Below are 17,832 nucleotides of genomic sequence, written 5' to 3' on the forward strand. Positions count from 1 at the left end.
CCCTGTCAGGAGCGGTCGGTGGTGTCGCCGACGGCGATGACGCAGATCAGGTCCCCGCCCTCGACCTGCGCGACACCGGACAGAGCCAGACGGGTGACGGTGCCCGCCCGCGGCGCGGTGACGGCTGCTTCCATCTTCATCGCCTCGATCGTCGCGACGGTCTCTCCCGCCGACACCGACTGCCCCACCTCCGCGGTCAACGTCACCACACCCGCGAACGGCGCCGCCAGATGCGACGGATCGTCCCGATCCGCCTTCTCCGTCGTCGGCGCATCCGCCGAGATCGACCTGTCCCGCACCGACACCGGCCGCAACTGACCGTTGAGGATGCACATCACCGTCCGCATCCCCGCCTCGTCCGGCTCCGAGATCGCCTCCAACCCGATCAGCAGATCCACACCCTTCTCCAGGCGCACCCGATGCTCGTCGCCCTGTCGCAATCCGTAGAAGAACTGATTCGCCGACAACCCCGAGGTGTCCCCGTACTTCTCCCGGTGCTCCGCCAACTCCTTCGCCGGCCCCGGGAACAACAGATGATTGAGACGATCACGCCGCTCGGCACTGGTGCCGGAGAGCAGCACCTCGTCCTGGGTCGTCAACGTCGCCTCCCCACGCCCGGCGCCGCGCCCCGCCAACGCGGTGGTGCGGAACGGCTCCGGCCACCCACCGGCCGGGGTGCCCAGATCGCCGCGCAGGAACCCGATCACCGAATCGGGGATGTCGAACTTCCCGGGATCCGCCGCGAAGTCCTCCATCGACACCCCCGCACCGACCAGGTGCAACGCCAGGTCGCCCACCACCTTCGACGACGGCGTCACCTTGATCAGCCGGCCCAGCAACCGGTCCGCGTCCGCGTACGCCTTCTCCACGTCCTCGAACCGGTCCCCCAGACCCAACGCGATGGCCTGCTGACGCAGGTTGGACAGCTGCCCACCCGGAATCTCGTGGGTGTAGACCCGCCCGGTCGGGGCGGGGAGCCCGGACTCGAACGGGGCGTACACCTTTCGGATCGCCTCCCAGTACGGCTCCAGATCGCACACCGCCGCCAGATCCAACCCGGTGTCCCGCTCGGTGTGCGCCGCCGCCGCCACGATCGCCGACAACGCCGGCTGACTGGTCGTGCCCGCCATCGACGCCGACGCCCCGTCCACAGCATCCGCGCCGGCCTGCCACGCCGCCAGGTACGTCGCCAACTGACCACCCGGGGTGTCGTGGGTGTGCACGTGCACCGGCAGATCGAAATTCTTGCGCAGCGCCGTCACCAACGTCGTCGCCGCCGGCGCCCGCAGAAGCCCCGCCATGTCCTTGATCGCCAACACGTGCGCGCCGGCGTCGACGATCTGCTCCGCCAACCGCAGGTAGTAGTCGAGGGTGTAGAGCTTCTCGTCGGGGTTCGACAGGTCACCGGTGTACGACATCGCCACCTCGGCGATCGTCGTGCCGGTCTCGCGGACGGCGTCGATCGCGGGGCGCATCTGGTCGACGTTGTTCAGCGCGTCGAAGATGCGGAAGATGTCCACACCCGTCGCCGCCGCTTCCTCGACGAATGCTGTCGTCACCCGCTCCGGGTAGGGGGTGTAGCCGACGGTGTTACGCCCGCGCAGCAACATCTGCAGGGCGATGTTCGGCACCGCCTCCCGCAGCGCCGCCAACCGCTCCCACGGATCCTCGTGCAGGAACCGCAGCGCCACGTCGTACGTCGCACCGCCCCAGCACTCGATCGACAACAGTTCGGGTGTGGTCCGCGCGACGTAGGGGGCGACCATCAGCAGTCCCGAGGTCCGCACCCGCGTGGCCAACAGGGACTGGTGGGCGTCGCGGAACGTGGTGTCGGTGACGCCCAACGCCTTTCGCTGACGCAGGTCGCGGGCGAAGCCCTCGGGACCGAGCTCGAGCAGCCGCTGCCGAGACCCGTCGCGCGGCGCGACGGACAGATCGATGTCCGGCAGCTTGTCCTGTGGGTAGACCGTGCTCGGACGCTCGCCGTGCGGCTTGTTCACCGTCACGTCCGCGAGGTAGGTCAGGATCTTGGTACCGCGATCGCCGGACGACCGCGCCGTCAACAGCTCGGGTCGCTCCTCGATGAACGACGTCGTGACGTTGCCCGCACGGAAGTCCTCGTCCTGCAGAAGTCCCTGCAGGAAGCCGATGTTCGTCGAGACACCGCGGATACGGAACTCCGCCAACGCCCGCCGCGACCGCGCCACCGCGTCCTCGAACGTGCGACCACGGCAGGTGAGCTTCACCAGCATCGAGTCGAAGTACGCCGACACCTCCGCACCCAACGTCGTCCCGCCGTCGAGACGGATGCCCGCACCGCCCGGCGTCCGATACGCGGTGATACGGCCGGTGTCCGGGCGGAACCCGTTTGCCGGGTCCTCCGTCGTGATGCGGCACTGCATCGCCGCACCCCGGATCCGGATGTCCTCCTGCCGCAACCCCAGATCCTCGAGTGACTCCCCCGAGGCGATCCGCAACTGCGACTGCACCAGGTCGACATCGGTGATCTCCTCGGTCACCGTGTGCTCGACCTGGATCCGCGGATTCATCTCGATGAACACATGGTTACCGTCCCGGTCCACCAGGAACTCCACCGTGCCCGCACACGAGTACCCGATCTTCCGCGCGAACGCCACAGCGTCACTGCACAACCGGGCCCGCAGCTCGTCCGAGATGTTCGGCGCCGGCGCCAGCTCCACCACCTTCTGGTGACGGCGCTGCACCGAGCAGTCACGCTCGAACAGATGGATCACATCGCCGTGGGTGTCCGCGAGAATCTGCACCTCGATGTGCCGCGGCTCGACCACCGCCTGCTCCAGGAACACCGTCGCATCACCGAACGCCGACTCCGCCTCCCGCGCCGCCGCCTCGATCGCCGCACGCAACCCCGACGGCTCCGCAACCCGCCGCATCCCGCGGCCACCACCGCCCGCGACCGCTTTGACGAACACCGGGAACGTCATCGACTCCGACGCCGCCACCAACGCATCGACGTCCGTCGACGGCTCCGACGACGCCAACACCGGCAACCCGGCATCCTTCGCCGCCGCGATCGCCCGCGCCTTGTTCCCCGTCAGCTCCAACACCTCCGCCGACGGACCCACGAATGTGATCCCCGCCGCCGCACACGCCGCCGCCAACTCCGGATTCTCCGACAAGAACCCGTACCCCGGATAGATCGCGTCCGCACCCGCACGCACCGCCGCGTCGACGATCAGATCCACCGACAGGTAGTTGCGCACCGGATGCCCCGGCTCACCGATCTCGTACGCCTCGTCGGCCTTCGTCCGATGCACCGAATTGCGGTCCTCGAACGGGAACACCGCCACCGTCTGCGCCTCGAGTTCGTACGCCGCACGGAACGCACGGATCGCGATCTCGCCGCGATTTGCCACCAGCACCTTGGAGAACATTCCGGTCAACCTACCTTCAGTACGGGCGAGACGGAGCTATGACTTGTCCAGATATGAGACATGTGCGGAACGCAGCGAGCAGCCGTCGTGGTGCCGGGACAGTAGCGCCGATCACGTCCACGCCGCTCGCATCTCCTATGCAGAAATGTCGGCGGAGAGATTCGCGGCGGCCCACGTCATGTGTTCCGCCACCGAGGCGCAGGCAGCCGCGCCGTCGCCCGATCCGATCGCCTCGACGATGCGGCGGTGTCGGTCGGTGTCCATGTTCCCGACCGCGCGAGACTTGCCGGCCCACATGATGGACATGCGGATCGAACCCTCGAGGGACGTCCACGAGTGCACCAGGGTCTCGTTGCCGGTGAGCCGGCAGAGCAGTCGGTGGAAACTGAGATCGGACTCGATCCGGGCTTCGAGATCACCGTCACCGGCGGCGTCCATCAGGTCGAGCGCGCTCGACAGGCCGGCGACCGACTCCTGCCGGTCGTCTCGCTCCGCGAGCAGTGCGGCAGCGGTGGACTCGAGCGCGGCGCGCACGACGAAGATGTCCCTGATCTCCTTGTCGTCCAGATGCCGCACGTACAGCCGACCCCGAGCGCCGATGACGGCGAGCCCCTCCTGCTGAAGCTGCCGCAGGGCCTCGCGCAACGTGCCTCGGCTGATCTGCAGCCGCTCCGACAACTCCGTCTCCACCAGCGCGGAACTCGGACGCAGCTCGCCACTGGTGATGGCCCGACGCAGCGCGTCGAGAGCCTGATCGCGCAGATTCGTCTTCTGCAACCCCAGGAGCGTGGCGGGCTGTGCGGCCATGGAGACCTCCTCGAAACGGTGATGTCGACAGCTGCCGGTCGACAGTGATCTCAGGGTAACGGCCGCCCGTGTCGATCCGGCACTGCTCACCGCAACGCCGCGAGAACACGCTCCTCGATGCGGTCGGTGGACAACCCGTAACGATCGTGGAGCGTGGGGAGTGCGCCGGCGGCCAGGAACTCGTCGGGCAGCGCGATGGGAGTCACCTGTCGCACCGTGCCGGACTCGACGCACGCCGAGGCGACCGTCTCGAAGAGCCCACCGATGCGGGTGTGGTTCTCGAGGGTGAATGCGGCCCGGTCGGTCGAGAGTTCGCGCAGGACGGTCTCCGCGTCGAACGGTTTGATCGTCGCCACGTGCACGACCGACGCGTCCACCCTGTGCTTCGCGAGTCGCTCGGCGGCCTGGAGCGCACGCATGGTCATCAGACCGGACGACACCAGCACGACGTCGTTGCCCGGTCGAATGACCTTGGCCTTGCCCAGTTCGAAGGTGTAGTCGTACTCGTCGAGTACCGACGCGACCTTCCCGCGGAGCAACCGGAGGTAGGTCGGGCCCGGAGTCGCGGCGAGCTGGGGAACGGCCTGCTCGATGTCCACGGCATCGCACGGGTCGACGATGGTGAGGTTCGGCATTCCGCGGAAGATCGCCATGTCCTCGGTCGCCTGGTGACTCGGCCCGTAGCCGGTGGTGAGGCCCGGGAGTCCCCCGACGATGTTGACGTTCAGATTCGGCTCGGCCGCGTCGAGGCACAGGAAGTCGTACGCGCGGCGCGCCGCGAAGACCGAGTAGGTGGACGCGAAAGGAACCAGGCCGGTCTCCGCCATGCCCGCCGCGGCGCCGAACAGCAATTGCTCCGCCATCCCCATCTGGAAGAAACGGTCGGGGAAGGCCTGCGCGAAGATGTGCATGTCGGTGTACTTCGCCAGGTCGGCACTGAGGCCGACAATGCGCGAATCCTGTTCCGCTGCACGGACGAGCGCGTGTCCGAACGGGGCCGCCGTGGTGTGCTGACCCTCGTCGACGAACGAGGCGATCATCGCCGACGTCTTGAGCTTGGGGGCGGATGCGGTGGTCATGAGTGGTCTCCCTCGTGAAATTCTGCGTCGTGGAAGCGAGCGGTGAGCTGATCCCGGCACACGCTCCACTCGTCCTCGTCGATACGCATGAAGTGCGCCTTCTCGCGGGTCTCGAGCATGGGTACGCCGAACCCGATCCGCGTGTCGCACACGACGACCGACGGGGTGCCGGTCGGCGACGTCCGCGTCGCGATGTCGTCCAGGGCGTCCAGCAACGCGCCCGCATCGTTGCCGTCGACACGGTGGACGGACCATCCCGCGGCCGCCCACTTGTCCTGCACCGGTTCGATGCCCAGGACTCCCGCGGTGGGCCCGTCGGCCTGCAGTGCGTTCATGTCGACGAGTGCGACGAGGTTGCCCAGTCGGTGATGAGCGGCTCCCATCGCGGCCTCCCACGTGGAGCCCTCGTCCAGTTCCCCGTCCGACAGGAAGTTGAACACGAGTGACGGCGACCCCTGGTGACGCAGTCCCAGAGCCATTCCCACCGCCACCGGCAGTCCGTGTCCCAGCGAGCCCCCGCTGATCTCCATCCCGGGCGTGTAGGACGCCATTCCGGACATGGGGAGCCGCGAATCGTCGGAGCCGTAAGTCTCGAGTTCGGAGACGCTCACCGTGCCCGCTTCCGCGAGCGCCGCGTAGAGCCCGATGGCGTAGTGACCGGTCGAGAGCAGGAAGCGGTCCCGCTCCGCCCAGTGCGGATCCGCCGGGCGGTAGCGCAGCCGTCCGCTGTAGACGGCGGCGAACATGTCCGCCGCTCCCAGTGCCTGACCCACGTATCCCTGACCCTGCGCTTCGCCCATGTCGAGGACGTGATGGCGCATGGCGTAGGCGAATCGCTCCGCGGCGCGGATCCGTGTCGTGCGGTCGGTGGTGATGCTGTCGGTGACGGTCACAGCGATTCCTTTCGAGAGGTGGCGGTCGCGACGAGGTTCTCGTCGAGCTCGGCCTGGAGTGCGAGTCGTCGTTCGGTGGGGCCCCACGTCTCACGGGTGGACAGGGCGGCGAGGAGACCGATCAGCGCGTAGACGCTGAAGAGGACTGCCGGCCCCATCCAGCCGTAGGAGACGAAGAGCAGCGTGGTGATGAACGGTGTGAAGCCGGAGACCATGGCCGAGATCTGGTAGGCCAGTGAGGCTCCGGACGCTCGGCGACTCGCCGTGAAGAGTTCGGGGAACCACGCGCCCTGCGCACCGGCGAGCGCGTTCTGGCACACGGTGTAGGCCAGGACGAAGGTGCCGGCGACGAGGATGAAGGTGCCCGTGTTGACGAGGAGGAACATCGGGATTCCGAACAACACCCCGAACGCACACACTCCGATGTAGACGGGTCGGCGGCCCATCCTGTCCGTCAGAGTCGCCCAACCGACGGTCGCGACGATGCCCAGCGCCGACGCGATGCAGAGAGCGGTCAGGGTCTCGGACTTCGTCGCCAGTTCCTCGTTGTGCAGGTACGAGATCATGTAGGTGATGGACACGGCGTAGCCGGCGGTCTCGGCGATGCGCAGTCCGATACCCCGCAGGATGTTGCGCCAGTCCTGCTTCACGGACTCGACGATCGGCGCACGCTGGACCTGGCCGGACTCCTTGACCTCGTCGAACACCGGGGACTCCGGGACCTTGGATCGAATGATCAGCCCGACGACGACGAGGACGATGCTGGCGAGGAACGGAACGCGCCAGGCCCAGTCGCCGCCGAGGTGCACGCTGAACAGGAAGACCAGGTTCGCGAGCAGGAGACCCACCGGGAATCCCGCCTGCACGATGCCGGTGAACGCGCCCTTGCGCCGCCACGGGGCGTGTTCGTAGCTCATCAGAATCGCTCCGCCCCACTCGGCACCGAACGCCAGTCCCTGGACGATGCGGACGATGACCAGCAGCACGGGCGCGACGACGCCGACCTGGGCGTAGGTGGGCAACAGACCGATGACGAACGTCGCGAGTCCCATCACGATGAGCGACGCCACCAGAACGGGCTTGCGCCCGACACGATCACCGAGGTGGCCGCCGATGATGCCTCCGATCGGGCGTGCCGCGAAGCCGACGCCGAGCGTGGCGAAGGCGGCCAGGGTGCCGGCCACCGAACTCTGGCCCGGGAAGAACGCCGTTCCGAAGTAGAGCGCCGCGGCGGTGCCGAAACCGATGAAGTCGTACGTCTCGATCACCGCGCCGACGGACGACCCCACGGCGACACGCTTGGCGTCGGGTGTGCCGTGGACCTGCCCGCGCATGGCCAGAGTCTCGCTGCTCATGACTACCCCTTTTCGAGGTTTTGGAGGTGTGAGGAAAGGGTGACGGATGCCGTCATCGATTACGAGTGTGACCCACCGCACGTTCACTGTCAACAGTCAACTGTTGGTGTCCAACAGTTGACTGAACCGCAGTTCGGGTCTTACTGTGTGCTGCATCACGACGAGCCTTCGCAGGCGGCCGACACCGGCCGTCGCCCCTCTCGAACCGTGACACCAGCCTCGACAGCCGTTCCCCCACACCCGTATCGGAGATCACCATGTTCGACACTCTGGCCCGACCGGCCACCGTCAGCCGTACCGCCGTCGTCACGGGAGCTGCCTCGGAACGGGGCCTCGGCCGCGCGACCGCGGCGTTGTACGCCGAGCAGGGCTGGGCAGTCGTCGTCCTCGATCTCGACGGGGAGGCCTCGGCCAAGGTCGCCGCGGACATCGCGAATGCGTACGGCGTCCGGGCCTTCGGTCACGAGGTCGACGTGGCGGACGAGTCGTCGGTGGAGCGAGCTCGTGCGGCCGTGGCCGCCGAGGTCGAGTCGGGATCGCTCCCCACCGTGGGCGCCCTGGCGAACATCGCCGGCATCACGTCACCGGTGCCGTTTCTCGAGACCACGCTGGACCTGTGGAACAAGGTGATGGCGGTCAACGCGACCGGCACCTACCTCGTCACGAAGGCCTTCCTCCCCGCGATGATCGATGCCGGGTGGGGACGCGTGGTCAACATGTCGTCGGTGTCGGCTCAACGCGGCGGCGGCGTGTTCGGCAAGGTGCCCTACTCCTCGGCGAAAGCGGCGGTTCTCGGTTTCACCAAGGCGCTGGCCCGCGAGATCGGACACACCGGGGTCACGGTGAATGCTGTCACTCCGGGCGCCGCGGACACCGCCATCCGGGTGGGGAGCACGCCCGAGCAGGAGCAGGCGATCGCCGACGGCATCCCGGTGGGACGCGTCGCCACTGCTCGTGAGGTCGCCGCGATCATCACGTTCCTGTCGTCGGAGGACGCGTCCTACCTGACGGGCACCACATTGGACATCAACGGGGGAAGCCACATGCACTGACCGGGTCGGGCGTTCACGCCTTGTCGAGGAAGTCCACCCTGGTCGCGTCCACGGCGGATCGCATCATCGCCGCGAGACCGGGGTGCTCCACGAGCCCCGGGTCCCGATCGACGACGTCGCGGGCGAAGGTCTGGGCCGCGGTGATGATGTCGAGGTGATCGAGGAGTGACAACAGTCGCAGGGTCGTCGTGGTGCCCGACTGCGCTGCGCCCAGCACGTCACCCTCCCGGCGTTGCCGTAGATCGAGAACGGCGAGCTCGAACCCGTCGGTCGTCGCCGCGACGGCGTCGAGCCTCGCGTAGGTGGGGGTGCCCGGTGCGAGCTCGGTGAGCAGGATGCACAGACCCTGGTGGCCGCCACGACCGATGCGGCCACGAAGCTGATGCAGCTGACTCACGCCGAACCGGTCGGCGTCCACGATGACCATGACCGTGGCGTTGGGGACGTCGACACCGACCTCCACCACGGTGGTGCAGACGAGGACGTCGATGTCGCCGTCGTTGAACGCGGACATCACCTCGTCCTTCTCCTCCGTGGGCAGCCGCCCGTGCAGCAACCCGACGCGCAGGTTCGCCAGAGCGCCGGCGCGGAGCGACTCGTACACATCGACCGCCGACGCGGTGTCCGGAGTGTCCTTGCCGAGATCCTCGGGCTTCTCGTCGCCGATCCGCGAACACACCACGTAGGCCTGGCGGCCGGCGGCCACCTCCTCGGAGATCCGGCTCCACGCTCGCTCGACCCAGGCAGGTCTGTGCTGGGCGGGAACGACCGAGGTGCGGATGGGCGCGCGTCCGCGGGGAAGCTCACGCAGGGTGGACGTCTCGAGATCGCCCAGCGTGGTCATGGCGATCGTCCGCGGAATGGGCGTGGCCGTCATGACCAGCAGGTGCGGGCTGACGCCCTCTCTCGCCTTCGCGCGCAACGCGTCCCGCTGCTCGACTCCGAAGCGGTGCTGCTCGTCGACCACCACCATCCCGAGGTCGAAGAACGACACCGTGCTCTGGATGAGTGCGTGAGTGCCGATGACGATGCCTGCGTCTCCGGTCACGATCGACAACAGCGCGGCACGTTTCGCGGCCGTCGACATCGATCCGGTCAGCAGCACCACTCGGGTGGCGCGGTCGGGCGCACCCAGTTCCCCGGCCGTCGCGAGCGCCCCGAGTTGCCGCGTGATCGACCGGTGGTGCTGTGTGGCGAGCACCTCGGTGGGTGCCAGCAACGCGCACTGCAGTCCCGCGTCCACCACCTGCAGCATGGCGCGCAGAGCGACGATCGTCTTGCCCGATCCCACCTCACCCTGCAGGAGCCGGCTCATCGGCCGAGTGCGGGACAGGTCGCTCTCGATCTCCTCGGCGACCTCCTTCTGCCCGTCGGTCAGCTCGAACGGCAGCACCTCGTCGAAAGCGGCGGCGACACCGTCGGCCACGCGCGCGCAGGCCGGCGCCGTGCGCACCGCCACCGAGTGGCGCCGTTCGGCGAGCACCAACTGCAACGCCGTCGCCTCGTCGAAGCGCAGACGGTAGCGCGCGTTCTCGATGTCGTCCTCGGACTCCGGAAAGTGCACGACCCGCAGTGCGTCGTCGAGGCTCATCAGCGCGTGCTCGGCGCGCACCGTCTCGGGCAGCGGATCCTCGACGCGATCGAGCTGGTCCAGGACCTGACGCACGCAGCGCAGGAAGGTCCAGCTCTCGACCTCCCGCGTCGCCGCGTACATGGGAAGGAACGGAAGCGACAGCATGGACATGTTCACCGCACCGGAACTGTCCGTGGCGCCGCGAGCCATGCCGGCGAGCTCGCCACCGCCGTGCGGGCGCCCCACCAGGTCGTCCTCGTCGCCCTCGAGCATCAGGTAACCGGGGTGGTTCAGCGACCAGGACGTCCGGAACCACTTGACCGTGCCCGAGAACATCGCGCGCGACCCCACCGTGATGTTGTGACGCACCTTGTGACCGTTGAAGAAGGTGGCGGAGACGTTCTGACCGTCGCACGTGAGCACGACCTTGAGCATGTGGCCCTTGCGCGCCTTCATGGGCACGAGGTCCGCCTTGGACACCGTCCCCACGACGGTGATGCGTTCACCGTCGTCCGGGTCCTTGCGGGCCAGCTCCTGACCCTGTGTCACGTAGCGGAAGGGGTAGTGACGCAGCAGGTCCTCGACCGTGACGAGACCGAACGCCGTCTCGAGCGGATCGGCGGCCCTGCGACCCAGTACGTGGTCGAGCCGGTCACCGAGCTGAACCACCGCGCTGCTCCCGTCCTGATGCTGCCGCCATCTGTGCGACCATTCCACCAGGCACCTGCGGCATCGGCGCGTGCGGGCCGGTTTGGACTCGGGGCACCCGAGCGGCTAGTCTTGCAGGGTTGCGTCTGACGCGTCCGGCATGCCCGGAGGTATCGGGCGCAGTTGTACGAAGATCTTGCCCCACACCGGCCACGGTTCGAATCGTGTCCCGGTCTCACCTCGAATACCAAGGAGTTCGCGACTATGGCTGCCGTCTGCGACGTATGCGCCAAGGGACCCGGCTTCGGTAAGTCGGTTTCGCACTCGCACCGCCGTACCAACCGTCGCTGGAACCCCAACATCCAGACCGTCCGCGCGCAGGTCGCGCCGGGTAACTCTCGTCGGCTCAATGTGTGCACCTCGTGCCTCAAGGCCGGCAAGGTGGTCCGGGGCTGACGTTCCCGCACGACATTTTCACGGCAAGGCCCCGATACCTCGGTATCGGGGCCTCTGTCATCTCCGGCGACTCTGTCGTTTCCGGAGCCGAGCGGTCCTGGTCTAAGTTCGAACGATGACCGAATCAGTCGACCCCCCGGCCACGTCCCCCGTCACCGTCGAGGACGGTGTCCTGTACGTACGGGTGGCGACGCCCCGCGGCGGCAACGTGCTGAACGGCGAGGCGATGGCCGCAGGCGCTGCGTCGCTGTCCGATCTCGACGAGTCCGTGGGCGCCGTGCTGCTCGTCGGCGCCGAATCCAACTTCTGCGCCGGTGGCGACGTGCGCGCCTTCCACGGGGCGCCCGACAGAAGCGCGTTCGTCCGGCAGCTCGCCTACACGTTCCACGATTTCGTCCGCGCGCTCACCTCGGTGTCGGTCCCCGTCGTGGCGGGAGTACCGGGCTGGGCAGCGGGCGCGGGCATGTCGCTCGTGTGTCACGCCGACATCGCGATCGGCGGTCGATCCACCCGGCTCCGTCCCGCGTATCCGGCGCTCGGCTTCACTCCGGACGGCGGTCTGACGTGGGCTCTCCCCCGCATCATCGGCACCCGCCGCGCGCGCGACATCCTGCTCACCGACGGCGTTCTCGGCTCGGACGAGGCCTACCGCCTGGGTCTGCTGACACGGTTGGTCGGTGACGACGTCATCGCATCGGAGGCCGAGCGGGTGGCGCGCTCTCTTGCGGCCGGGCCCACCGAGGTGTCCCGTGCGACCAAGCGGTTACTGCTCGCCTCGGACTCCGAGACGCTGTCCGATCAACTCGACGCCGAGACCGACTCGATCTCTCACCAGGCGTCCACCGCGGACGGCATCGAGGGTGTCGACGCCTTCGTGGAGAAGCGCCGGCCGTCCTTCGGCCACTGACGGCCGCCTCAGTCCAGACGCCAGTCGACGGGTTCCTCGCCCAGCGTCGCGAGATGGTCGTTCACGGTGCTGAACGGCCGTGACCCGAAGAACCCCCGCGACGCGGACAGCGGTGAAGGATGGACGGACTCGACCGTGGGCGTGGACCCGAGTAGCGGCTTGGCCGTCGCGGCGTCGCGTCCCCAGAGGACCGCGACCAGGGGGCGGCCGGGTCGGTTCACCAGAGCGGTGATCGCCTGCGCCGTCACCGCTTCCCAGCCCTTGCGCCGGTGCGACGCCGCCTTGCCCGGTTCCACGGTCAGAACACGGTTCAGCAGGAGCACACCACGATCGGCCCACGGAGACAGATCACCGGTAGTGGGTGTCGGCAGGCCGAGATCGGCGCTGTACTCGGTGAAGATGTTCGCGAGGCTGCGCGGGACCGGCCGCACGTCGGGCGCGACCGAGAAGCTAAGTCCCACAGCATGTCCCGGCGTCGGGTAGGGATCCTGTCCCAGCACCAGCACACGCACCTCCTCGAACGGGCGGCTGAAGGCGCGCAGCACGTCCTCCCCGGCGGGCAGGTAGCCTCGCCCGGCGGCGTTCTCGGCGCGCAGGAAGTCGCCCATCCGGGCGATGTCGTCGGCCACCGGACCGAGCGCGGACGCCCACCCCGGATCCGCGACGGGCGCCGTCACGACAGCACGCGCAGCGCGCCCCGGTAGTACTCCGCATTGGCCTTGTACATCGCGACGTTGACGTCCACGTGCCCCTCCGCCACCTCGTGGCTCTCGCGGACCTTGGCCGGAACCCCCAGTGCCATCCGACGTTCGGGCACGACGGCGTCGAAGGGGACCACGGCGCCGGCGCCGACGATCGCGCCGGATCCGATGGACGCGCCGTTGAGGACGACACTGCCCGACGCGATGAGGCACGCGTCTCCGATGGTCGCCCCCTCGACGTGCGCGTTGTGCCCGACGACGCACCCGGCGCCGATCACGGTCGGGTGGATCGGCGTGCAGTGCACGACGGTGCCGTCCTGAATGTTCGTGTCCTGCCCCACGGTGATGGTCCCGTAGTCGCCGCGCAGCACCGCCCCGGGCCACACCGACACTCCCGCAGCGAGTGTCACCGCACCGATGACGACGGCATCGGGATGCACATAGGCGGTGGGGTGGATGTCGGGTTCACGGTCACCGAGTGCGTAGACGGTCATGGCTCCAGCATGTCATCCGGTCAGATCCTTCACCATGCACACCGACTGCTCCTCGTGCCGGTAGAGGCCGAACTTCGGTACGAGCGGTCGATACCCACTCGAGGTGTAGAGGCCGATGGCCTCGGGTTGACGCAATCCGGTCTCGAGGACCAGTCGTAGCCGGCCAGCGTCGCGGGCGGTGTCCTCGATCGTCCGCAGCAGGGCACGCGCGACGCCCGCGCCGCGCGCCTCGGTGCGGACGTACATGCGCTTGATCTCCGCGTCGCCGGTGCGCAGGCCCTCCGCCTCGGGTCCTCCGTGCTCGTGGGTCCGCCAGCCGCCCATACCCACGACGGCGCCGTCAAGGTCGGCCCGCAGCATCACGCCGTGCGGCGGCAGGAACTCTCGGACGTCGAGCGGCGTCTCGTCGGGGCCGCCGTAGCGGCGCACGTACTCCTGCTGGACCTCGTCGATCATCGCGACCACGTCCGGGTCGTCGAGCCGAGTGGTCGTGACCGTCAGAAGCTCGTCCATGCCGCAGGTCCTTCCCATCGCACACCGTCCACCGTGACTCCTGTTCCCGCACTCACGGATCCGATCCGGCGCCAGCCGGTCGGCACGTCGTCGGAGGCGAAGGTCGCGAGCAGCACGTGGTCCTCCCCGCCGCCGAGAGCCCAGTGCAGCGGGTCGACGCCGAGTTCGGTGCCGGCGTGCACCACGTCCTCGGGGATCTCCATGTCGGCCGACGAGATGTCGAGCCGCACAGCGGACATCGCCGCCAGATGTCCCGCGTCGCCGATCACGCCGTCGGACACGTCGCACATCGACGACGCTCCCGCGCGCGCCGCGGCCGGACCGTCGGCGGGATCGGGCGTCGGGACGCGATGTGCTGCCAGCAGATCCGGGTGGGTGGTCGAGCCCGCCTCGTACAGTGCCCACCCAGCAGCGGACCGGCCGGTGGGTCCGGACAGTGCGAGCGCGTCCCCCGGCCGGGCACCGGACCGCAGCACCGGGGGTCGACCCTCGAGGTCACCCAGCGCGGTGATCGACAACACCAGCCGGTCCCCTCCCGTGACGTCCCCGCCGACGATCGACGCGCCGACTCGCGTCGCCTCCACCCACAGACCCGCGGTGAGCGCGTCCACGTCCGACACCGCGGTGGTCGACGGGCACGACATCGAGACGAGGAATCCCGTGCACCGCGCGCCCATCGCGGCGATGTCCGCGGCGTTCTGCGCGATGGCCTTTCGGCCGACGTCGTGGTGACTCGACCAGTCGAGGCGGAAGTGTCGACCCTCCACCAGCATGTCGGTCGTGACGACGACGCGGGAGTCGGGGGCGGCGATCACCGCCGCGTCGTCCCCCGGCCCGATCGCGACCGATGGGGGGTGGACACGGCCGGCCGTCGCGCGGCCGATGAGTGCGAACTCACCGAGGTCCCCCACCGTCCCGGTCGCGGGATCGTCCGCCTGTGACACAGAACTCCTCCATCACCGTCGTGGATCACCGTCGTGCAGCATCCCACGGGGCGTCGTCGTCGTCACGCATCCGGGCCCCCGTCAGGGCGCGGGTAACGTTTCCGCCGAGACCGTTCGACACGAGGGAGCACGATGACGCAGGACGAACCGACCGCGACGGACGAGTCGGCCACGGGTCTGCACCCCGCTCTGATCGCCACCGCGATCGCCCTGCCCGTCGCGCTCGTCGTCGGCATCATCGTCGCGGCGGTCATGGCGAACAGAACTCCCGTCCGCGAGCCCGTCGCTCTCGGCGCGGTCCCCTCGCCGCTCGCCGAGAGCACCCAGTGCGCGACGTTGCTCGGCGCACTGCCCGAGATGTTCGACTCGTTCACCCGCGCCGAGCTGGCCGACCCCGCGCCCGTGGGTGCGGCCGCCTGGCAGTCCGAGGACGTCACCGACCCCATCGTGCTGCGGTGTGGGCTCGAGCGTCCGGCGGAATTCGATCAGGCCGCCGCTCTCGACGTCGTCGACGGCGTGCAGTGGTTCCGGGTGTCGGGCGCGGATCAGGGCCTCGCCGCGAGCACCTGGTTCGTCGTCGACCGGGGCGTGTACGCCGCGGCCACCATCCCCGACGGCACGGGCCCCACACCGATCCAGGCCCTGTCTGCCGCGGTGTCGGGAGCCCTTCCGCAGACGCCGCTGGACCCCGCTCCGATCAACTGATCCGGCAGGGCCGACCTCTCACCGCAGTCCGGTCCCCCGTGCGAGCGCGGTGTCGACGAGAGTGCCGACGAGCTGCGAGTAGCCGACGCCCGTCGCCTCCCACATCCGCGGGTACATCGAGATGGCCGTGAAGCCGGGCATCGTGTTGATCTCGTTGATCACCGGACCGTCGTCGGTCACGAAGAAGTCGACGCGCGCGAGACCTTGCAGATCCAGCGCAGCGAAGGCACGGACCGCGATCTCCCGCAGCACCGTCGAGACGTCGTCGTCCAGCAGGGCCGGGATGTCGAACTCGACCACGTCGTCGAGGTACTTGCTGTCGAAGTCGTAGAACGTCGCACCACCGGCCGACGCCGAGGCCTCGTCCATGCGGATCTCGGCGACGACGCTGGCGCGGACGGAGCCGTCCGGCATCTCCAGGACACCGCACTCCACCTCGCGGCCGACGATGGCGGCCTCGATCACGACCTTCGGATCATGTTCTCGCGCAACGGCCACCGCGTCGTCCAACTCGGCCCAGTCGACGATGCGCGTGATCCCGATCGACGATCCGCCGCGGGCCGGCTTCACGAACGCGGGGAGACCGATGACGTCGCGCTCGTCGGAGGTCAGGGTCTCGCGATCGCGGCGCAGGACGACCTGGCGCCCGACGGGAAGGCCCTCGGCCGCGAGCAGCTTCTTGGTGAACTCCTTGTCCATCGCCGCGGCGCTCGCGAGGACTCCCGGTCCCACGTAGGGGACGCCGGCGACCTCGAACAGCCCCTGGACCGTGCCGTCCTCGCCGTAGGCACCGTGCAGCACCGGGAAGACGACGTCGACCGCACCGATGTCCTCGGCCGTCCCGTCGACGGAGCGCGTGATGCGACCGGGGTTCTCGGGATCGACTCCGAGAGCGAGCGGGACGCCCGCACCGGCGACCGACGGGAGAACGCGATCCCGGATCTGCAACTCCGTCGGGTCGGCGGTGCCCTCGACCCACGTTCCGGCGCGCGTGATCCCGATGGGGATCACGTCGAAGCGGTCGGCGTCGAGGTGACGCATGACGCTTCCTGCCGAGACGCAGGAGACGGAGTGTTCGTTGCTTCGACCGCCGTAGATCACGGCGACCTTGATGGGATCGGTCACGTGAGCACCGTACCGGCGAACCCCGGACGAGGCGTGACGCGCACCGCCGCGGTTCACTCCGGCTTGTGACGACGCCCCAGGAGGCTGTGGACGGCGTCCGGAACGGAGAGGCCCTCGTGGCAGACCCGGTGGACCGCGTCGGTGAGGGGCATCTCCACGTCGTAGGCCTCCGCGAGAGCTCGGATGGATGTGCACGACTTCACACCCTCGGCCACCTGACCGTGCGCCGCTTCCTGCGCACTCTCCAGCGAGCCACCCGAACCCAGCCGCTCGCCGAACGTGCGATTACGCGAGAGCGGGGACGAGCACGTGGCGACGAGGTCACCCACCCCGGCGAGACCCGCGAGCGTCGACGGGTTGGCGCCGAGCGCGACACCGAGACGGGTCACCTCGGCGAGACCGCGGGTGATGATGCTGGCGACCGAGTTCTCCCCGAAACCGATACCCGCCGCCATGCCGCACGCGAGGGCGATGACGTTCTTGCACGCACCGCCGATCTCGCACCCGATGACGTCGGAGTTCGTGTACGGGCGGAAGTAGCTGGTGGCACACGCCGACTGGAGCGCGATCGCGCGATTGGAGTCCGGGCACGCGATGACCGTCGCGGTGGGTTGCTCGGCGGCGATCTCCTTGGCGAGGTTCGGTCCCGACAACGTGCCGACGCGACTCGGGTCCGCACCGGTGACCTGACAGATCACCTGCGACATGCGCATGAGGGTCCCCGTCTCGATGCCCTTGGCGAGCGAGAGCAGGGTGACGTCCGACCCCATCAGCGGAGCCCACTCCGCCAGGTTGGCGCGCAAGGCCTGCGAGGGCACCGCGAGGACGACCGTGCAGGCCCCGTCCAACGCCTCCGCGGCGTCGTGAGTCGCTCGAATGGCCGACGGCAGTGGGACTCCCGGAAGGTAGTCGTCGTTCCGGTGGTTCTCCTGGATGGACGTCGCGAGTTCCTCTCGACGCGCCCACATGGTCACGTCGGTGCCCGCGTCGGCGAGCACCTTCGCGAACGCGGTTCCCCACGAACCGGAACCGAGCACCGCTGCCTTGACCATGACCCAGCCTTTCCTCGATCGACACGAGGCCGTCGCCCGCTCGGCAGCCCTGGCGGCTCACAGTAGCGATGTCGGAGGCCTGCCGAACGAAGTCGGCGGTAATGACTGCTGGCAG

At 68.8% G+C, this 17,832-nt stretch carries 16 protein-coding genes; 4 read left to right on the forward strand and 12 right to left on the reverse strand.

The features are described 5' to 3' along the window. Positions 1 to 5: 5 nt before the first annotated feature. From HQ312_RS02900 to HQ312_RS02920, 5 genes are all read right to left on the reverse strand, one after another. The gene (locus HQ312_RS02900) at positions 6 to 3,413 is read right to left on the reverse strand and encodes a pyruvate carboxylase (protein WP_222637742.1); all 3,408 of its coding nucleotides are present in this window, start codon (positions 3,411 to 3,413) and stop codon (positions 6 to 8) included. Between the two features lie 135 nt (positions 3,414 to 3,548). Then, on the reverse strand, positions 3,549 to 4,220 hold the full coding sequence (locus HQ312_RS02905) for a GntR family transcriptional regulator (RefSeq protein WP_222637743.1): 672 nt from the start codon (positions 4,218 to 4,220) through the stop codon (positions 3,549 to 3,551). Positions 4,221 to 4,306: 86 nt separating this feature from the next. Continuing rightward, a complete protein-coding gene (locus tag HQ312_RS02910; RefSeq protein WP_222637744.1) occupies positions 4,307 to 5,299 on the reverse strand; it encodes a transketolase family protein in 993 nt (330 codons plus the stop codon). Continuing rightward, on the reverse strand, positions 5,296 to 6,198 hold the full coding sequence (locus HQ312_RS02915; RefSeq protein WP_374197725.1) for a transketolase: 903 nt from the start codon (positions 6,196 to 6,198) through the stop codon (positions 5,296 to 5,298). The genes HQ312_RS02910 and HQ312_RS02915 overlap by 4 nt, the downstream gene beginning before the upstream one ends. Continuing rightward, positions 6,189 to 7,547: an MFS transporter gene (locus tag HQ312_RS02920; RefSeq protein WP_222637745.1), complete on the reverse strand. Its 1,359-nt coding sequence runs from the start codon at positions 7,545 to 7,547 to the stop codon at positions 6,189 to 6,191. Before HQ312_RS02920 ends, HQ312_RS02915 begins: the two co-directional genes overlap by 10 nt. Positions 7,548 to 7,804: 257 nt before the next feature. Here HQ312_RS02920 and HQ312_RS02925 point away from each other — a divergent pair, with 257 nt between their 5' ends. Next, a complete protein-coding gene (locus HQ312_RS02925) occupies positions 7,805 to 8,599 on the forward strand; it encodes an SDR family NAD(P)-dependent oxidoreductase (protein ID WP_037187033.1) in 795 nt (264 codons plus the stop codon). A gap of 13 nt (positions 8,600 to 8,612) precedes the next feature. Here HQ312_RS02925 and recG read toward each other — a convergent pair whose 3' ends face one another. Then, on the reverse strand, positions 8,613 to 10,841 hold the full coding sequence (gene recG / locus HQ312_RS02930) for an ATP-dependent DNA helicase RecG (RefSeq protein ID WP_222637746.1): 2,229 nt from the start codon (positions 10,839 to 10,841) through the stop codon (positions 8,613 to 8,615). Between the two features lie 243 nt (positions 10,842 to 11,084). Between recG and rpmB the strand changes: the two genes are divergently transcribed. Then, the gene (gene rpmB, locus HQ312_RS02935; protein WP_042576517.1) at positions 11,085 to 11,276 is read left to right on the forward strand and encodes a 50S ribosomal protein L28; all 192 of its coding nucleotides are present in this window, start codon (positions 11,085 to 11,087) and stop codon (positions 11,274 to 11,276) included. Between the two features lie 115 nt (positions 11,277 to 11,391). Beyond that, positions 11,392 to 12,183, forward strand: coding sequence for an enoyl-CoA hydratase/isomerase family protein (locus tag HQ312_RS02940; protein WP_222637747.1), 792 nt, complete (start codon positions 11,392 to 11,394; stop codon positions 12,181 to 12,183). A gap of 8 nt (positions 12,184 to 12,191) precedes the next feature. Here the strand turns inward: HQ312_RS02940 and HQ312_RS02945 are convergent, their stop codons facing one another. From HQ312_RS02945 to HQ312_RS02960, 4 genes are read right to left on the reverse strand one after another with little or no spacing between them, the layout of a single operon-like run. Then, positions 12,192 to 12,860 carry a uracil-DNA glycosylase gene (locus tag HQ312_RS02945; protein ID WP_027506993.1) on the reverse strand — a complete coding sequence of 223 codons (669 nt, stop codon included), beginning with the start codon at positions 12,858 to 12,860 and terminating at the stop codon, positions 12,192 to 12,194. After that, entirely contained in the window at positions 12,857 to 13,378 is a 522-nt protein-coding gene (locus HQ312_RS02950; protein ID WP_222637748.1) for a gamma carbonic anhydrase family protein, read from the reverse strand. The genes HQ312_RS02945 and HQ312_RS02950 overlap by 4 nt, the downstream gene beginning before the upstream one ends. Before the next feature lie 12 nt (positions 13,379 to 13,390). After that, on the reverse strand, positions 13,391 to 13,891 hold the full coding sequence (locus HQ312_RS02955) for a GNAT family N-acetyltransferase (protein ID WP_037187035.1): 501 nt from the start codon (positions 13,889 to 13,891) through the stop codon (positions 13,391 to 13,393). Beyond that, positions 13,876 to 14,835, reverse strand: a complete 960-nt coding sequence (locus HQ312_RS02960; protein ID WP_308123773.1) for a thiamine-phosphate kinase — start codon at positions 14,833 to 14,835, stop codon at positions 13,876 to 13,878. The genes HQ312_RS02955 and HQ312_RS02960 overlap by 16 nt, the downstream gene beginning before the upstream one ends. Before the next feature lie 132 nt (positions 14,836 to 14,967). Here HQ312_RS02960 and HQ312_RS02965 point away from each other — a divergent pair, with 132 nt between their 5' ends. Continuing rightward, positions 14,968 to 15,540, forward strand: coding sequence for a DUF3515 domain-containing protein (locus HQ312_RS02965; RefSeq protein ID WP_222637749.1), 573 nt, complete (start codon positions 14,968 to 14,970; stop codon positions 15,538 to 15,540). A gap of 18 nt (positions 15,541 to 15,558) precedes the next feature. Here the strand turns inward: HQ312_RS02965 and HQ312_RS02970 are convergent, their stop codons facing one another. Further along, positions 15,559 to 16,665, reverse strand: coding sequence for a D-alanine--D-alanine ligase family protein (locus HQ312_RS02970; protein ID WP_222637750.1), 1,107 nt, complete (start codon positions 16,663 to 16,665; stop codon positions 15,559 to 15,561). Between the two features lie 53 nt (positions 16,666 to 16,718). Then, positions 16,719 to 17,717 (reverse strand): NAD(P)H-dependent glycerol-3-phosphate dehydrogenase, encoded by a 999-nt coding sequence (locus HQ312_RS02975; RefSeq protein ID WP_222637751.1) that lies wholly within the window; start codon positions 17,715 to 17,717, stop codon positions 16,719 to 16,721. Positions 17,718 to 17,832 lie beyond the last annotated feature (115 nt).

It is taken from the genome of Rhodococcus sp. BP-316, assembly GCF_019836105.1.
Taxonomy (GTDB): Bacteria; Actinomycetota; Actinomycetes; order Mycobacteriales; family Mycobacteriaceae; genus Rhodococcoides.